General features: G+C 70.1%; 19 protein-coding genes. 10 read left to right on the top strand and 9 right to left on the bottom strand.

What is annotated here, in order from left to right:
• Position 1: 1 nt before the first annotated feature.
• Complete coding sequence (locus tag AB0M48_RS09350) at positions 2 to 1,069, bottom strand: methyltransferase domain-containing protein (protein WP_363837770.1); 1,068 nt, start codon at positions 1,067 to 1,069, stop codon at positions 2 to 4.
• Positions 1,070 to 1,187: 118 nt separating this feature from the next.
• Between AB0M48_RS09350 and AB0M48_RS09345 the strand changes: the two genes are divergently transcribed.
• From AB0M48_RS09345 to AB0M48_RS09325, 5 genes are all read left to right on the top strand, one after another.
• On the top strand, positions 1,188 to 1,565 hold the full coding sequence (locus tag AB0M48_RS09345; RefSeq protein ID WP_090066023.1) for a helix-turn-helix transcriptional regulator: 378 nt from the start codon (positions 1,188 to 1,190) through the stop codon (positions 1,563 to 1,565).
• A gap of 5 nt (positions 1,566 to 1,570) precedes the next feature.
• Entirely contained in the window at positions 1,571 to 2,236 is a 666-nt protein-coding gene (locus AB0M48_RS09340; protein ID WP_363837765.1) for a hypothetical protein, read from the top strand.
• Positions 2,237 to 2,339: 103 nt separating this feature from the next.
• Positions 2,340 to 2,633: a DUF2516 family protein gene (locus AB0M48_RS09335; protein WP_319990193.1), complete on the top strand. Its 294-nt coding sequence runs from the start codon at positions 2,340 to 2,342 to the stop codon at positions 2,631 to 2,633.
• Positions 2,630 to 3,286: an alpha/beta hydrolase gene (locus tag AB0M48_RS09330; protein ID WP_363838346.1), complete on the top strand. Its 657-nt coding sequence runs from the start codon at positions 2,630 to 2,632 to the stop codon at positions 3,284 to 3,286. Before AB0M48_RS09335 ends, AB0M48_RS09330 begins: the two co-directional genes overlap by 4 nt.
• 9 nt (positions 3,287 to 3,295) lie before the next feature.
• On the top strand, positions 3,296 to 3,847 hold the full coding sequence (locus tag AB0M48_RS09325; RefSeq protein WP_363837762.1) for a type 1 glutamine amidotransferase domain-containing protein: 552 nt from the start codon (positions 3,296 to 3,298) through the stop codon (positions 3,845 to 3,847).
• A gap of 27 nt (positions 3,848 to 3,874) precedes the next feature.
• Here the strand turns inward: AB0M48_RS09325 and AB0M48_RS09320 are convergent, their stop codons facing one another.
• Complete coding sequence (locus AB0M48_RS09320; protein ID WP_363837759.1) at positions 3,875 to 4,630, bottom strand: MerR family transcriptional regulator; 756 nt, start codon at positions 4,628 to 4,630, stop codon at positions 3,875 to 3,877.
• Between the two features lie 75 nt (positions 4,631 to 4,705).
• Here AB0M48_RS09320 and AB0M48_RS09315 point away from each other — a divergent pair, with 75 nt between their 5' ends.
• On the top strand, positions 4,706 to 5,266 hold the full coding sequence (locus tag AB0M48_RS09315) for a YbaK/EbsC family protein (RefSeq protein ID WP_363837755.1): 561 nt from the start codon (positions 4,706 to 4,708) through the stop codon (positions 5,264 to 5,266).
• On the opposite strand, the gene AB0M48_RS09310 is transcribed toward AB0M48_RS09315, so the two are convergent.
• A complete protein-coding gene (locus AB0M48_RS09310; RefSeq protein WP_363837752.1) occupies positions 5,243 to 6,310 on the bottom strand; it encodes a hypothetical protein in 1,068 nt (355 codons plus the stop codon). The two genes, AB0M48_RS09315 and AB0M48_RS09310, sit on opposite strands and share 24 nt — an antisense overlap.
• A 129-nt stretch (positions 6,311 to 6,439) precedes the next feature.
• Between AB0M48_RS09310 and AB0M48_RS09305 the strand changes: the two genes are divergently transcribed.
• The gene (locus AB0M48_RS09305; protein ID WP_363837749.1) at positions 6,440 to 7,414 is read left to right on the top strand and encodes an aminotransferase class III-fold pyridoxal phosphate-dependent enzyme; all 975 of its coding nucleotides are present in this window, start codon (positions 6,440 to 6,442) and stop codon (positions 7,412 to 7,414) included.
• 17 nt (positions 7,415 to 7,431) lie between these two features.
• Here AB0M48_RS09305 and AB0M48_RS09300 read toward each other — a convergent pair whose 3' ends face one another.
• The 5 genes from AB0M48_RS09300 to AB0M48_RS09280 form a co-directional block, all read right to left on the bottom strand.
• The gene (locus AB0M48_RS09300; RefSeq protein ID WP_363837746.1) at positions 7,432 to 8,190 is read right to left on the bottom strand and encodes a hypothetical protein; all 759 of its coding nucleotides are present in this window, start codon (positions 8,188 to 8,190) and stop codon (positions 7,432 to 7,434) included.
• A gap of 25 nt (positions 8,191 to 8,215) precedes the next feature.
• On the bottom strand, positions 8,216 to 9,067 hold the full coding sequence (purU, locus tag AB0M48_RS09295) for a formyltetrahydrofolate deformylase (RefSeq protein WP_363837743.1): 852 nt from the start codon (positions 9,065 to 9,067) through the stop codon (positions 8,216 to 8,218).
• A gap of 37 nt (positions 9,068 to 9,104) precedes the next feature.
• The gene (locus AB0M48_RS09290; RefSeq protein ID WP_363837740.1) at positions 9,105 to 9,830 is read right to left on the bottom strand and encodes a maleylpyruvate isomerase N-terminal domain-containing protein; all 726 of its coding nucleotides are present in this window, start codon (positions 9,828 to 9,830) and stop codon (positions 9,105 to 9,107) included.
• Positions 9,831 to 9,996: 166 nt separating this feature from the next.
• A complete protein-coding gene (locus tag AB0M48_RS09285; protein ID WP_363837736.1) occupies positions 9,997 to 10,812 on the bottom strand; it encodes a class I SAM-dependent methyltransferase in 816 nt (271 codons plus the stop codon).
• Complete coding sequence (locus tag AB0M48_RS09280; RefSeq protein WP_363837733.1) at positions 10,791 to 11,279, bottom strand: DUF2505 domain-containing protein; 489 nt, start codon at positions 11,277 to 11,279, stop codon at positions 10,791 to 10,793. The genes AB0M48_RS09285 and AB0M48_RS09280 overlap by 22 nt, the downstream gene beginning before the upstream one ends.
• On the opposite strand from AB0M48_RS09280, the gene AB0M48_RS09275 reads away from it, so the two are divergent.
• Positions 11,278 to 12,378, top strand: coding sequence for a UDP-N-acetylmuramate dehydrogenase (locus AB0M48_RS09275; protein ID WP_363837730.1), 1,101 nt, complete (start codon positions 11,278 to 11,280; stop codon positions 12,376 to 12,378). The two genes, AB0M48_RS09280 and AB0M48_RS09275, sit on opposite strands and share 2 nt — an antisense overlap.
• Positions 12,379 to 12,473: 95 nt before the next feature.
• Positions 12,474 to 13,487, top strand: a complete 1,014-nt coding sequence (locus AB0M48_RS09270; protein ID WP_363837726.1) for a hypothetical protein — start codon at positions 12,474 to 12,476, stop codon at positions 13,485 to 13,487.
• Here the strand turns inward: AB0M48_RS09270 and AB0M48_RS09265 are convergent.
• Entirely contained in the window at positions 13,441 to 14,172 is a 732-nt protein-coding gene (locus tag AB0M48_RS09265) for an SDR family NAD(P)-dependent oxidoreductase (protein ID WP_363837723.1), read from the bottom strand. The two genes, AB0M48_RS09270 and AB0M48_RS09265, sit on opposite strands and share 47 nt — an antisense overlap.
• A gap of 93 nt (positions 14,173 to 14,265) precedes the next feature.
• Between AB0M48_RS09265 and AB0M48_RS09260 the strand changes: the two genes are divergently transcribed.
• Positions 14,266 to 15,405 carry an Ig-like domain-containing protein gene (locus AB0M48_RS09260; RefSeq protein WP_363837720.1) on the top strand — a complete coding sequence of 380 codons (1,140 nt, stop codon included), beginning with the start codon at positions 14,266 to 14,268 and terminating at the stop codon, positions 15,403 to 15,405.
• Positions 15,406 to 15,442 lie beyond the last annotated feature (37 nt).

The following is a 15,442-nucleotide window of genomic DNA, read 5'->3' as shown; positions in this document are numbered from 1 at the left end:
ATCACAGCTGCCACCGGAGATCGCCCAGGGTGAGGTGCTGCCCGTCGGGCCCGATCGTGATCCCGAACTGGCCGCGGCGGGGTTTGCCCAGGTCGTGCCAGGTGACGAGCGCGTCCTCCGCGATGTCCCACAGCCGGCGCGGGCCGCCCTGGTCGACGCGGGAACCGTGGTGGTGCACCCAGGATCCGTCCGAATGGGCCAACCAGTCGGGCCCCGCGACGACGTCCCGCAGCGAGATGCCCGCGAAGAACTCGAAGGGACTGGCCGGGTCGAGCACGGTGTTGAACGGCAGCGTGGTGGTGCGGCGGTCGAACGTGCCTGCTCCGGCCGGCGCCGGTGGGTGGGCGTGCGCGCGCAACGGCATGAAGCGCCCGTCCTCGGTGAGCACGCGTCCTTCGCCGGTGCCGTCGCCATTGGAGACGATGCGGACGAGCCCCGCGCCGATCGGACGGTGCAGCGTGGTGACCACCAGGCCGCCCGGTGCCGTCTGCTCCAGCCAGGCGAGCGGGATCGTCGCGACGGAGCAGGTGGCCAGCAGGCGGTCGTACGGTGCGCGGTCCGGGTGGCCGAGCGCGCCGTTGCCCGTCACGCAGGTGGGGAAGAAACCGTTGGCGTGCAGACGTTCGCGCGCTCGCCGCGAGATGTTCGGGTCGACGTCGATCGTGGTGACGTTGCCCGAACCGACGGCGTGGCACAGCAGAGCCGCGTTGTACCCGGTGCCGGTACCGACCTCGAGCACCGACTGTCCGGTGTGGACGTCCAGCGCCTCCAGCATGATCGCCATGATCGTGGGCATGCTGGACGAGCAGGTCGGTGTGCCGCCGGTCACCGTGTCGTCGCCGTCGAACTGGGTAACCCACACCCGGTCGGCGTAGACGAGCTCCAGCCAGCCGGGGTCGCTCGCGGTGAGCTGCTCCCAGTCGCCGTTGTGCAGCTGGCGGTAGAAGCGCGGCAGGAACTCGTGCCGTGGGACGGCCTGGAAAGCCTTGTGCCACTTGGGGTCGCGCAGCACTCCATCGCCGAGCAGGTGGTTGGCCAGCTCGGTGCGCAAGGCCCCGGCGTCGTCCATGTCACCTCCCACGGTATCCCTGTGGCGGAGCACACGCAGCAGTTGCTAGCAGGGTGCTTGCAACTGCTAGCACTCATCGCTAACGTGGTTGGTGGCACGAGGAACGGGAGCGGGAACAGTGGACAAGTCCATCGACAAAGCAGTCGCGGACCTCGGCCGCAACATCGGTGAGTACATCCGCGAGCAGCGCAACACCGCCAAGATCTCCCTGCGGGAGTTGGCGAAGCAGGCGGGTGTCTCCAACCCATACCTCAGCCAGATCGAGCGAGGTCTGCGCAAGCCCAGCGCGGAGATCCTCCAGCAGATCGCCAAGGGCCTGCGCATCTCGGCCGAAGTGCTCTACGTCGAGGCCGGGATCCTCCAGCAGCGCGAAGGCGGTGCGTTGGCGGACGCCATCGTCGCCGCGACCGATCTGACCGAGCGGCAGAAGCAGGTGCTGCTCGACGTCTACGAATCTTTCAGGCGGGAGAACACCGCCACCAACGAGGAGGACTGATCTCCATGCCGAAGCTCACCCAGGACGACGTTCGCAAGGCCGCCGAGCAGGGCGCCCACGCCGCACGCCAGGCGCTGCTCGCCGCGCTCGGTGCCGGTGACCTCGCCGCCAAGGCGGTCGTCGAGGCCCTGACCAAGGCCAAGGAGCGCGCCGAAGAGGCCCGCACCCAGGCCAAGGACCTCCCGACCGAGCTGACCGACCTGCGCGACAAGCTGCAGCCGGCGGAGCTCAAGAAGCTCGTCGACGCCTACACCGCCTCCGCGGTGAACCTGTACACCTACCTCGCCGACCAGGGCGAGCAGACGCTGGAGCAGATCAAGGCCCAGCCGCAGGTCAAGCAGGCCGTGGAGCAGGTCGAGCACGCCGTCGAGGCCGCGCAGAAGCGCGCCGGTTCCGCTGCCGCCGACGCCCGCGTGATCGCGGACGACGTCCTCGGCAAGGTGACCCGCCGCACCCGTTCGGTCGGCGAGAAGGTCGCCCACGAGGTCGAGGACGCGGCCGAGAAGCTGGCGGAGGAGATCGTCGAGGTCGGTGGCGAGGCCGCGCACGAGGTCCGCAGCACCACCCGCAAGACCGCGGCCCGCACCGCGCCCCGCAAGCCGGCGACGACGACCCGCGCCACGAGCACGACCGCCGCGCCGAAGAAGACCACGCCTGACACCACCAAGTGAGTCGCTGAAAAGTCACCGGGAGGGGAGCAGTCCGCGAGGGCTGCTCCCCTCCCGGCGTACGTGCACGTAGTCTGGTTGCGTGTTCGAAATCCCGATCTTCAGCATCTGGTACCTCGACACCGTCGTGTACTTCGTGTTCGACCTCGTGTTCAGCATCATGGGGCTGTTCGCGTTCTTCCACGCGCTGACCCAGCGCGTGGACGCCTACACGGCGGCCGAGCGGATGACCAAGCCCGCCTGGCTGGGTATCACCGGAGGCGGCGCGGCGGCGTTGCTGCTGTTCGGCCCCGGTGGGGTCGGGTCGATCTTCTGGCTGGCCGGCCTCATCGCGGTGCTCGTGTACATGGTGGACGTGCGCCCGAAGCTGATCGAGGTCCAGCGCGGCCCCCGTTGGTGATCACCCACTCGTACGGCTCCGGCTCACCGGTGACCCTGGTCGCCCACGGGCTCGGCGCCACGCCCGGCGAGGCGAGGATTCCCGCCTCCGGGCTCCCCGGCACCCGCGTCGTGGTGACCCTGCCCTCGCACGGCGACGCCCCGGACGCACCTGAGGGCTACTGGGACTACGGCCGGATCGCGGCCGATCTGGGCACCGTTCCCGCTGATCAGGCCGTCGGTGTCTCGCTGGGCGCCGGCGCGTTGGTCCGGCTGATGTCGCACGAACCCGATCGTTTCCGGCGCGTCGCGCTGCTGCTGCCCGCGGTGCTCGACCAGCCCCGGCAGCCGTTCACGCTCCAGCAGCTGTCCGACCTGACCGTCGGGCCCCCGATCTACGTGGCCGAGCGCAGGGCCGCGCTGACCCGGCTGGCGGCCGCCGCCGAGCAGCTGCCGGGCCAGGTGGCCGTTCCCGACGCCTCCGTGCTGGCCGCGGTGTCCGCTCCGGTGCTCGTCATCGGGGCCGTCGGCGACCCGCTGCACCCCGAGGACGTGGCGAAGGCGACCGCGGCCGCGTTCCCGGACGGCGAACTGTGGCTGATCGACTCGCCCTCACCGATGATCACCCATCGGACCGAGATCCGGCACCGGTTGGCCTCCTTCCTCGCCGGGTAGCCGAAGTGCATGGTCGAACAGAAGAAGATCGCGTTCCTGGTGGCCGAAGAGGGCATTGAGCAGGTCGAGCTCACCGATCCGTGGGCGCACGTCGAGAAGGCCGGCGGAGTACCGCGCCTGCTCGCGCCGAAGCTCGGCGAAGTGCGTGGCTTCAACCACCTCACACCCGCCGACGCGTTCCCCGTCGACACGACCTTCGCCGACGCTGACGCCAACGACTACGACGGTGCCGTCATCCCCGGCGGCGTGGCGAACAGCGATTTCCTCCGCATGGACGACGACGCGGTCGAGTTGGTGAAGGCTCTCGTCGCCGCGGGCAAACCCATCGCGTCGATCTGCCACGGGCCGTGGCTCCTGGTCGAGGCGGGCGTGGTGCGCGGCAAGATGCTGACCTCGTTCCCGAGCCTGCGGACCGACATCCGCAACGCGGGCGGTGACTGGGCCGACGAAGAGGTCCGGGTGTGCGACATGAACGGGTGGACGCTCGTGACGTCCCGCAACCCCGGCGACCTGCCGGCGTTCAACCGGGAGGCCCTGAAGGCGTTCGGCCTGGCCGAGTAGCCGGGATCTGCAGCTCCCGGCAATGTTCTACAGGCGCGTCTCGGCGTAGTGCGCCATGGCGTCACGCAGCCACTCGGCCATGTTGTCGCCACCGACCTCGAAGTTGACCCGGAACTCGTCCGAGTCGACGTAGAGGTCGCCGAGGCCCTTGTAGGACTCCCGGTTGGGCGTCCAGCTCAGGCAGATCCAGCGGTAGTGGCGGTCGACCAGCTCCTGCGTCCGAGGAGCGTCGATCGCCGTGCCCGCGGTGAACAGCGCACCGAGTTCCTCGGCGATCTCCCGCCACTGGGCCATGAACTGGTCCGCGTCGGCGCGCGTCCAGCCCTGCATCCTCTTGCGGCTCTCGGCGATGTGCTCCCGCGCACCGTCGCCGTAGCGCTCGACGAGCTCGGCCTCGTGCCGTTCCTGCTTCTTCGCGTCGAAGCCGTCGAACAGCTCTTCCATCTTCACCTCATCCCCTCCTTCCAGTTCTTCGATCGTCCGCGCGACGGTGCTCGCGAGCCGGTCCAGCCGCTGTCGTTCGCCCTGCAGCCACCGGTGGTGGTTGCGCAGGACGGTCAGCTGGTCCGTGCCGTCGAGCATCTCCGCCACCACGTCGAGACCCAGGCCCAGGTCGCGCAGCAGCAGGATCTGCTGCAGGCGGTGCACCTGTTCCTTCTCGTAGTAGCGGTAACCGTTGTCGCCGATCCAGGCCGGCGGCAGCAGGCCGATCGAGTCGTAGTGCCGCAGCGTCCTGGACGTCACCTTCGACATCCGGGCCACCTGGGCGATCGACCAGGCCATTTCGGTTCCCCCTTCGCGCTCTGGAAATGACGGTAAGGGTTGACGCAACGTCAAGGTCAAAGTGAATTTGGCAGGATGGACCGCGTGTGGACCATCGCTGGATCGCTGGAACCCGTCCCCGTGCTGTCGCGCCTCGACCTGGTGCCCGAACCGGTCGCGGCCGCCCTGAAGACCCTGGACGGCGCTGATCGCGTCGCCGTCGCCGAGATCGATCCGACGCTCGCCGACACCGCGGAGTTCTGCGCGCACTACGGTTCGCCGCTCGCGGCGTCGGCGAACTGCGTCGTCGTCGCGGGCAAGCGCGGCGACGTGGTTCGTTATGCGGCCTGCATGGTGCTCGCGACCATGCGTGCGGACGTGAACGGCGTCATCCGCAAGAGGCTCGACGCGCGCAAGGCGTCGTTCGCGCCGATGGACGAGGCCGTGGCCTTGACCGGCATGGAGTACGGCGGCATCACGCCCATCGGTGTGCCCGCGGACTGGCCGATCCTCGTCTCGCCCGAGGTGGCCGCCGCCCCCGAACTGATCGTGGGCAGCGGCATTCGCGGCAGCAAGATCCTGATCCCCGGTGACGTGCTGATGAAGCTCACCGGAGCCGAGGTCCTCCCCGATCTAGCCCGTGTACTTGAGCAGTAGCTCGATCGCCTCGTCCACGTCGTCCGTGACGAGGATCCACTGCTCGGCCTCCCGGCCCGCCGCGAGCTTCATCACGAGCGGCGCGGCCGGGATCTCGTCGGTCCAGAACGCCTTGCCCAGGAAGATCATGGGCGCGGCCGGGCCGACGCTGCCGTAGTAGTTCTGCGTGAAGTCCTGGAAGACCTCCTGGACCGTGCCCGCCTTGCCCGGCGTGTAGACGATGCCGCCGGTCGCGACGGTCAGCAGGCCCTCCTCGCGCACCGAGTTCGCGAAGTACTTCGCGTGCAGCTCACAGGCGGGGTTGGGCGGCTCGTGGCCGTAGAACCACGTCGGGATGCCGATCGTGCGCGGGGTGTCGAAGCTGCGGATCTCCGGGAACGCCGCGAGCCACCGGCCGATCGACTCGTCGTCGTTGCCGAACGTCGGGGCCTGCGCGATGGTGTCGAGGACGTCGGTGTTCACCTCGCCAAGCCGGACGCCGAGCGGCACGGCCTCCATCGCGCCCGGCCCGCCGCCGGTCAGCACGGTGAAGCCCGCGTTGCCCAGCGCGGCACCCAGTGCGACGGCGTCGCGGTAGCCGGCGGAGCCGCGGGCGAGCGCGTGGCCGCCCATGACCGCGATCGGCGAGCCCGTCAGCGTGTCGTCGAGGGCCTCGGTGATCGAGTGGTCGTGCAGGCGTTCGGCCAGCGCGTGCAACGGGTCGGGGTGGTGGCCCTGCTGCTTGCTGTGCCGGTAGATCTCCGCGTCCGGGGTGTCCGCGTACGACTTCGGGTTCGCCGGGTCGAAGCCCGCGAACAGCTCCGCGGGCGTGTACAGCTTCGACCGGTAGACGTCGTAGGGCAGGTCCGGGATGACCGGGAAGACCAGCGCTCCCGCGGCTTCCGCCCTGCGCTGCATCGTCTCGCTGAGGGTGCAGCCGAGCAGCAGGGCCCCGTCGAACGGCACCCGCACGTCCTCGCGAGTCAGGTCCAGTCCGATGATGACGGCTTTGCGCAGGTCAGAGGCTGCCCGCAGCTGGTCGAGGTCGGTGATTTCGATCCGCACGGGAAAAAGCCTATGCCTCGGGCGAACCAACGGGCCGTGCAATCCGAATGAGTTGGTGGGAACTGAGGTCCGCTCGCCATCCCGAGACGAGCGGCCGCGCGCCGCGCTGCCCAGGAAAGGTTCCCCGCAATGGCCACCGAACTGCTGACCGGATGCGTTGCCAGAGGCGCCCGAGTCGTGGATCCCCACCGCGTCGAATACCTGGACTGCGGTGGGTACGGAGTCCCCCTGCTCGGCCACGCCCACCCCGCCGTCGTGCAGGCCGTCGTCGGCCAGGTGCGCCGGCCGTCGCTACTGGACCGCCTGATGCTCGACCTGGTCACCCCGAACGGGCTCGACCACGTCCACACCTTCGCGTCGGCCTCCGAGGCCGCCCAGTTCGCCGTGGCCCTCGCACAGGCGAACGGCCGCCCACGAGTGTTGACCACCGGTGACGTCCCGTACGGCGGCATCGACACGTTGCGCGCCACCTTGGCCTCCGGACCACCGGCGTGCGTTCTCGTCGAACCGGTCCGCGGCGCCACGCTGCCCCCGACGGGCTACCTGAGCTCCGTGGCCGAGGTGTGCCGCGAGGCCGGCGCCCTGCTCGTCGTGGACGAGACGCGCTCCGGCCTCGGCCGCCTCGGCGTGTGGTGGGGTGTCGACCTGGACGGCGTGACGCCGGACATCATGCTGGTCGGCGAGGGCCTGTCCGGCGGCGTGCTCCCGATCGCCGCCGTGGTCGCCTCGGCCGAGGTCGAGGTGCCGCTGCGGCGCGGCTCGGAGGCCGTGTCACCGCTGGCCTCCGCCGCCGTCAACGCCTGCCTGCGCGTCACGGCGTCCGAAGGCTTGGTGGAACGCGCCAAGCTGCTCGGCGACGAGCTGCTCTTCGGGCTGCGCGCCGTCGTCGCCGGCAAGGCGCACGCGACCGGGCGCGGCCTGCTGCTCGGCGTCGAGCTGCCGGACCAGCGGGCCGCCGACGTCTTCACCGGTGAGCTGCTGCGGTCGCGGGTGCTCGCGGACTTCCGGGGCCGGACCGTCTGCTTCACCCCGCCCGCCGTGATGTCGGCGGAGGACGCGGGGTGGCTGGTGGAGGCGGTGGGCCGAGCCGCGAACAAGATCTGAGGGACGAACTGCTCGTGCTAGGTCTTCGGGCTCCACACCAGAGCGTCCAGCGCGAGCAGTTCTCCGCTCTTCACGTCCGCGAGCCGGACGCGGGCGAACGTCTTGCCGTTGGTCTTCACGCAGAACGTGGCGTCGGGGGCGATCTCCTTGCCGCTCATCGAGCTCTTGTACCCGGCGCTGACGCAGTCGTCGAGGGTCGCGTCCGCCTTGACGGGCGCCAGGTGTCCCCGCGCGATGAGGTTGTAGCCGTCGTAGGACAGGTCGTACCTCTCGTCCGACGCGTTCGTCCTCACCGCACCCCAGTCCAGCGCCCCCGAGTCGAGGTCCACCCCGTAGCCCCGCGTGAGCTGGATCAGCCTGTCCTTGCTCGTCCGCTTGACTCCGGGCGCCTCCTGCGACGGCGGAGGCGTGGTGGTCGGGGTCGGAACGGCCGGGGAGGAACCCGTGCCGGTCGAGGAAGCCGTCGTGGTGGTGGAACCGGACGTGGTCGTGCCCGAAGCCTGACCGGGCACGACCGTCAGGGCGCGGGTGGCGACGACCGTGACCGCCGCCGTTCCCGCGATGATGCCGACGACTGCCAGCAGGACCACCTTGTCGACCGGTTTGCCGATCTTCGCGGCGACCAGGCCCGCGCCGATCAGCAGTGCGACGACTCCGATCACCAGCGCCGCCGTCGACGCCGATCCGGACAGCACCGTCACGATCGCCGACACGTCGGCCACCAGGCTGACGGGCAGCAGCCACTGCCACCCGCGGTTGTTCTCGTTCTCCGTCAACGCGTCTCCCCCGAGACCCCGGTTCCTAGAAGATCACCGTCTGGTTGCCGTGCACCAGCACGCGGTCCTCCAGGTGCCAGCGCAACCCGCGCGCCAGCACCACCTTCTCGATGTCACGCCCCTTGCGCACCATGTCCGCCACCGAGTCGCCGTGGTGCACGCGCATCACGTCCTGCTCGATGATCGGCCCGGCGTCCAGGTCGGCCGTGACGTAGTGGCACGTCGCGCCCACCAGCTTCACGCCGCGGCGGTGCGCCTGGTGGTACGGGCGGGCGCCGATGAACGACGGCAGGAAGCTGTGGTGGATGTTGATCGTGCGGCCGGTCCAGGCCGCGCAGAGTTCCGGCGGCAGGATCTGCATGAAGCGCGCCAGCACCACGGCGTGCGGGTCGTGCTTCTCCACCAGCTGACGTAGCTGGGCGAACGCCGCCTGCTTGCCCTCGGGGTCGCTGGCCGGGAACGGGATGTGGTGGAACGGGATGCCGTGCGCGCGCGTGATGTCGCCGAGCTCCGGGTGGTTGCCGATGACGGCGGACACCTCGACGTCCAGCTCGCCGGTCGCGACGCGGGCCAGCAGGTCGTACAGGCAGTGGCCTTCCTTCGACACCAGGATGACCACGCGCTTGCGCTCGCCCGTGTCGGTCACCGTCCAGGTCGACTGCGCGCCCAGCGACGCGGCCACGTCGGCGAAGCGGGAGCGCAGTTCGTCCACGCCGAACGGCAGGGAGTCCGCGCGGACCTCCTGGCGCGTGAAGAACCAGCCCGTCTCGGGGTCGGTGTGGTACGCGGCCTCGACGATCCAGCCGCCGTTCTCCGCGAGGAACGACGAGATCCTCGCGATGATGCCGGTGCGGTCCGGGCAGCCGAAGGTGATCACATAGCGACGCTCAGGCGATGACACGCCGCAGAAGTATTCACGGCCTGGGCAGCGCCGCCAACAGCGACTCGTCTCCGGTCACGATCGCGTGCGTCGGCCGGCCCCACAGCGCGCGGTAGACCGCGTCGGCGGTGCCCGCGAGGGTGACGTCGGCGTCGACGGCCGAGTCCAGCACGCCGGTCGCGACCAGCGGCTCACCGGGCGCGAGCCAGACCTGCCAGCTGCGGCCCGCGTCGGCGGCGTGCACGAGCACCCGGCCGGTCGCCTCGATGACCCGGCCCAGCACCAGCTGGCGGGGCATCATGATCGTGAGCATCTCGTCGATGCCGTCCGCGGCGAACTCCGAGTCGAAGACCAGCGACGGCAGCTCGTGACCGGTCGCGAGCTCCGCGTCCAGGCGGTGGATCGACGTCTCGTGCGCCTGCCTGCGCGCCCAGAAGCTCGCGAGCGAGGGGCCCTGGAACGTCCACGCCGGACGGTCCGGCGGAGTGGAGCGCAACCGTTCGAGGAGCAGGGCCGTGCCGCTTTCCCACCAGGAGAAGGCTTCGTCCCAGTCCTGCGGAGCCGTGGGCCACGCCGGCCGGCCCGCCTCGGGCTCGGTGACGACGGCCTGCGCCGCCCACGTGTGCACCTCGGCCTGGTGCCGCACGAGGTCGAGCACCGTCCACTCAGGACATGTGGGAACGGGGGCGTCCGGACCGGCTTTCACAGCGGCCGAACGCATCAACGAAGCCTGGGTCTCGATCTGCGCGACGAAGTCCACGAACCCAGACTAGTGCTGTGACCGCCGACCTTCACCGCGTATTTCGGCGCTCAGCGGGGCACCTCGCGACACCGGCCCCGCGCCCCCGTACAACCAGTACGAGGACGCGGGGCCGGCGCCGCGATGCACCCGTCTGACCGTCGAAAGACGGGGCAAAGGCCGACGGTCACAGCACTTGGGGTGCGACGGCCGCCCATTCGAGCGTGATCTCGCCGAGCCGCCACCGCCGCCGGTCGTCCAGCACCGGCCAGCCGCGTTCGCGCAGCAGCCGAGCCGACTCCACCCACCGCGCCCGAGGCCCGAACGGGGCGAACGGCGCCGCGGTGGCCCAGCAGGCGTCCAGCTCGGTCAGCAGCGCGTGCACGCGCTCACCCGGCACGTTCTTGTGGATCAGCGCCTTGGGCAGGCGCTCGGCGAGGTCGGACGGCACGTCGATGCCGGACGGCTTGCACGCCAGCGTGAACCGCAGGGGCCCGTCGGCGGACAGCGTCACCCAGGTGCACCGGCGCCCGATCTCGTCGCAGGTCCCCTCGACGATCAACCCGCCGGGAGCCAGGCGCGAGAGCATCGTGTCCCACGCCTCGAACGACTGCTCCTCCGTGTACTGGCGCAGCACGTTGAAGGCGCGCAGCAACACCGGGCGCGCCCCGGCCAGTTCGAAGCCGCCGCGCCGGAAGTCGAGGAACGGCGGTGCGGCGACGGCCTTGCCCGCGTCCACCCGGTCCTGGTCGATCTCCAGCCCGAGCACGCGCACGTCGGGACGGACGGCCCGCAGGCGCGTGGCCAGCTCGACGGTGGTGATCGGCGTCGCCCCGTACCCGAGGTCGACCACGAGCGGGTCGGCCGCGTCCAGCAGGAAGCCGGACAGCGTCCCGGTCATCCACCGGTCGACCCGGCGCAGGCGGTTCGGGTTGGTCGTGCCGCGGGTCGGAACGCCGAGCGCGCGGGCCCGGCCGGCGGCTAGCCGCGGCTTGCGAGCCATTGCGACGTGAACCCGCTCTCCTTGTCGAGCAGCACCGCGACCTGCTCGGCGATCAGCTTCTCGATCTTGCCGCCCAGGAACGGGATGCTGACCTTGACCTCCCCCGAGAGGGTGACCTTCGAGCCGGATCCGTTGTCCAGGACGGTGAACGCGCCCTCGAGGCGGCCGGGCACGCCGTTGACCGTCACCTCGACCGTGCCGGCGCCCGCCGCCCACGTCTCCGTGCGCTGGATCACCAGGTCGCCACCGAGCGCCGCCTTGACCGCCGAGGGCACGTGCTCCGCGGGCACACCCTGCTTCAGCTGGTACGACGTCTTCTCGCCGGTGCTGGAGTACGTCACGAGCTGGGCGTCCTTGCCGCCGATCGCGGCCAGCCGGTCCCGCAGGTAGGTCTCGTCGACCATCGCCCCGAAGACCTTCTCCGCCGAATGGGGTGACGTGGTGTGGTGCTCGATGCGGCGTGCCATGTCGCGGAGGCTACCGTTGACGTCTGTGACCACCACGCAGTCCGTACCTCTGGCCGAGCGCACCACGCTCCGACTCGGTGGCCCGGCCGCGCGGTTCGTCCACGCCACGACCGCCGCTGAGCTGGTCGAAGCCGTGCGAACAGCCGACGCCGCCGCCGACGAGAAGGTCCTCGTGCTCGGTGGCGGGTCCAACCTCGTGATCTCCGACGGCGGCTTCGACGGCACTGTGGTGCACGTCGCCAACAAGGGTTTCCGGCTCGACCCGCTGGGCGGCGGCATCGTCCAGTTCACCGTCGAGGCGGGCGAGGAGTGGGACGCGGTCGTCGCCGAGGCGGTCGCGCAGGGCCTGGGCGGGCTCGAGTGCCTGTCCGGCATCCCCGGCCTCAACGGCGCCACGCCCGTGCAGAACGTCGGCGCGTACGGCGTCGAGATCTCCCAGGTGCTGCAGTCGGTGGACCTCCTCGACCGCCGCAGCGGCAAGGTGCACCAGGTGCCCGCCGCCAAGCTGGGCCTCGACTACCGCACCAGTGTGCTCAAGGGCACGGACAACGCGGTGGTGCTGCGCACCCGGTTCTCGCTGACCGCCGGGGGCATGTCGGCGCCGATCCGCTACGGCGAGCTGGCGCGCGTCCTCGGTGTGGCGCAAGGTGATCGCGTGCCGGCGGACGAGGCGCGCAAGGCCGTGCTGGAACTGCGGCGCGGCAAGGGCATGGTGCTCGACGCCACCGACCACGACACGTGGAGCGCCGGCTCGTTCTTCACCAACCCGATCATCGACGACTCGACGTTCACCAGCGTGCTGATCCGCATCGCCGAACGCCTCGGTGCCGACGTCGACGTGCCGAGCTACCCGGCGGGCCACGGCCGCCGGAAGCTCTCCGCCGCGTGGCTGATCGAACGCGCGGGCTTCCGCAAGGGCCACCAGGGCCCCGGCGGCCGGGTGTCGTTGTCGGGCAAGCACACGCTGGCGCTGACGAACCGCGGCGGCGCGTCGACCGAGGACCTGCTGGACCTCGCCCGTGAGGTGCGCGACGGCGTGCGGGCCGCGTTCGGCGTGGAGCTGCACCCGGAACCGGTCTTCGTAGGCGTTCGACTGTGAGGCCGTCCGGGTGACTCCGTGTGACGAACCGCTACCTGGCGTGTTTCATTGAGGTAGGGCCTGTTTCAGGTCCGGCTTGGTGAACGGGGGTTGCCATGAGCTACCTCGACGAGAACGCGCGTGAGGTCATCCGACCGGTCAAGCGCATGGTCGAAGACGAGTTCCTGTCCCGGCCGGGCGTGATCGGCGTCGACATCGGGGAGAAGGTCACCCGCGGCCGCCCGACGGGCAGGGCCGCGATCGTGGTCTACGTGTGCGCCAAGGGACCTGACCACCCGCAGCAGATCCCGGTGGAGGTCGGCGGCGTGCCGACCGACGTGGTCGCGGAGTCGATCGTGCTGCACCGGGCCAGGGTCAGTCGCACCGAGGCGGAGCAACCCGTTGCGGCGGAACGGCATCAGGTGCTGCGGGGTGGCATAGGCATCGGCCCGGCCAGGTCGTTCAGGGTCGTGCCGCCCGAGGTCGAGCGTGCCGGCGAGTTCGTGATCGCGGGCACGCTCGGCGCGTTCGTGATCACGCGCGGCGAGCCGGGGAAGGTGTTGGGGCTCACCACTTTCCACGTCGGTTGTGTCGACGACTCGTGGGCGGTGGGCGACGAGTTCGTGCATCCGTCCAGAGTGGACGGTGGGGTGCCCGGTGCCGACCGGGTCGCCGTGCTGGACCGGGCGGCGCTCGCGGGCGCGGTGTCGGCGGCGGGGCTGCGGATGGGCGCCAGGCCGTTCCGCGCGGAGGTCCTCGACATCGGCGCGATCACGGGCAGCGCCAGGGCGAAGATCGGTTCCACCGTGCGCAAACGCGGCCGCACCACCGAACTCACGTACGGCGTGATCGAGTCGACGGACTCGACGCTGCGGCTCGACTTCGGTGACGGGATCGGCGTGCGGATCCTGCGCGACCAGATCCGGGTGCACTCGTCCGAACGCTTCGGCGACCACGGTGACTCCGGCGCCGTGCTGGTCGACGCCGACAACTCCGTCGTGGGCCTGTACGTCGCCGGATCGGGCCCGACGGGATTCGCGAACCCCATCGAGCCCGTGCTGCGTCAGCTGGACGTGGACCTGCTCACTCCCGGTGTGCCCGAGTCGCGGAGGCCTGGGCCCGCGGCTTGAGCACGATCGTGTCCAGGTTCACGTGCGAGGGCCGGGTGACCGCGAACGCGATGACGTCCGCCACGTCGTCCGCCACCAGCGGCGTGATGCCCTGGTAGACCTTGGCCGCGCGCTCGGTGTCGCCGCCGAACCGGTTCGCCGAGAAGTCCGTCTCGACCATGCCCGGCTGGATCTCGGTGATCCGCACCGGCCGGCCCAGCAGCTCGCCGCGCAACGTGCGGTGCAACGCCGACTGGGCGTGCTTGGCGCTCGTGTAGCCCGAGCCGTTGTCGTAGGCCTCGTACGCCGCGATGGACGTCACAGAAACGATGTGCCCGTCCCCGGACGCGATCAGCTTCGGGATGAACGCCTTGGTCACCAGCAGGGTGCCGAGGACGTTCGCCTCCCACATCCAGCGCCACTCGTCCGCGACGCCCTCGGCCACGGTCGAGAGCCCGCGCGCACCGCCCGCGTTGTTCACGAGCACGTTCGCTTCGGGTACCCGGTCCGCGAAGGCGGCGACGGAGGTCTCGTCGGTGACGTCCAGCTCGATGGCCGTTCCGTCGATCTCCTTCGCGATAACGTGAAGAAGGTCCAGACGACGTGCGCCGAGCACGACGTGGAAGCCCTCGGCGGCCAACCGCCGCGCGGTGGCCTCGCCGATGCCCGCGCTTGCTCCGGTCACAACTGCGACAGGTCGATTCACGACTTCGATCGTAGGCTGCCGAGCCCGGTGTGACTGACGTCACTCACACCGCGACGGGGTGCTGGACGTCCACCATGGTGGGAGGTCGAAACCGTGAAGAGAACACTTGTCGCGCTGGTCGCTGGACTGACGCTGCTGACCGGCTGCTCGAGTGTCGAGACGGGCACACCCAAGGCGGACAGCTCGTTGCCGTCCGCGAAGGTGACCCTGTCCCCGGTCGACGGAACCAAGGACGTGCAGGTCACGACCCCGGTCCAGGTCACCGTGGTGGACGGCAAGATCGAGTCCGTCGCACTGAAGTCACCCGAGGGCGCCGACGTCAAGGGCACCCTCACCGAGGACAAGTCGGGCTGGACGACGGCCGAGCCGCTGGGCTACGGCAAGACGTACAGCTACGCGGGCAAGGTCGTCGGCACCGACGGCAAGCCCGTCGAGCTCAAGGGCTCGTTCACCACCGTCGCGCCCGGTTCGCAGACCCGCGCGACGCTCTGGCCCTCCGACAACCAGACCGTCGGCGTCGCGGCGCCGATCATGGTCAAGTTCGAGGCGCCGGTGCAGGACAAGGCGACCGTCGAGAAGGCGCTCAAGGTCACCAACTCGGCGAACGTGCAGGGCTCGTGGGCCTGGCTCACCGCCCAGGAAGTGCACTACCGGCCGGAGAAGTACTGGCCCGCCAACACCACGGTCAAGGTCGAGGCCAAGCTCTACGGCGTCAACTACGGCGGCGGCGCGTTCGGCAAGGCCGACGTGACCAGCGACTTCACCATCGGCCGCAACCAGGTCGTGAAGATCGACAACCCGACGCACCGGCTCAAGGTCTTCCGGGACGGCGCGCAGGTCGCCGACTACCCGGCGTCCTTCGGCAAGGACGCCGATGCCGAGCTCACCACGCCGAACGGCACGTTCGTGGTCATGTCGAAGCACGACACGTGGTCGTTCGACAACCCGCGCTACGGCTACACCAACGTCGTGAAGAAGTGGGCCGTCCGGTTCTCCAACCACGGCGAGTTCATCCACGAGAACAACGACAACGCGGCCAACATCGGCACGAACAACACCTCGCACGGCTGCGCGAACCTGCTGGAAGCCGACGCGAAGGCGTACTACGACTCCGCGCTCGTCGGTGACCCGGTCGAGGTGACCGGTTCGATCACGACGCTGCCGCCGCAGTTCGACTGGTACGACTGGCAGCTCTCGTGGGACCAGTGGAAGAGCAAGTCGGCCATCAAGTAGGACCGGCGGGAATGCGTCCCCCGACCAGGTCGTTCGT

Source organism: Lentzea sp. NPDC051208 (assembly GCF_040682435.1).
GTDB classification, from domain to species: domain Bacteria; phylum Actinomycetota; class Actinomycetes; order Mycobacteriales; family Pseudonocardiaceae; genus Lentzea; species Lentzea kristufekii.
This window is presented reverse-complemented; position numbering and strand designations above follow the sequence as displayed.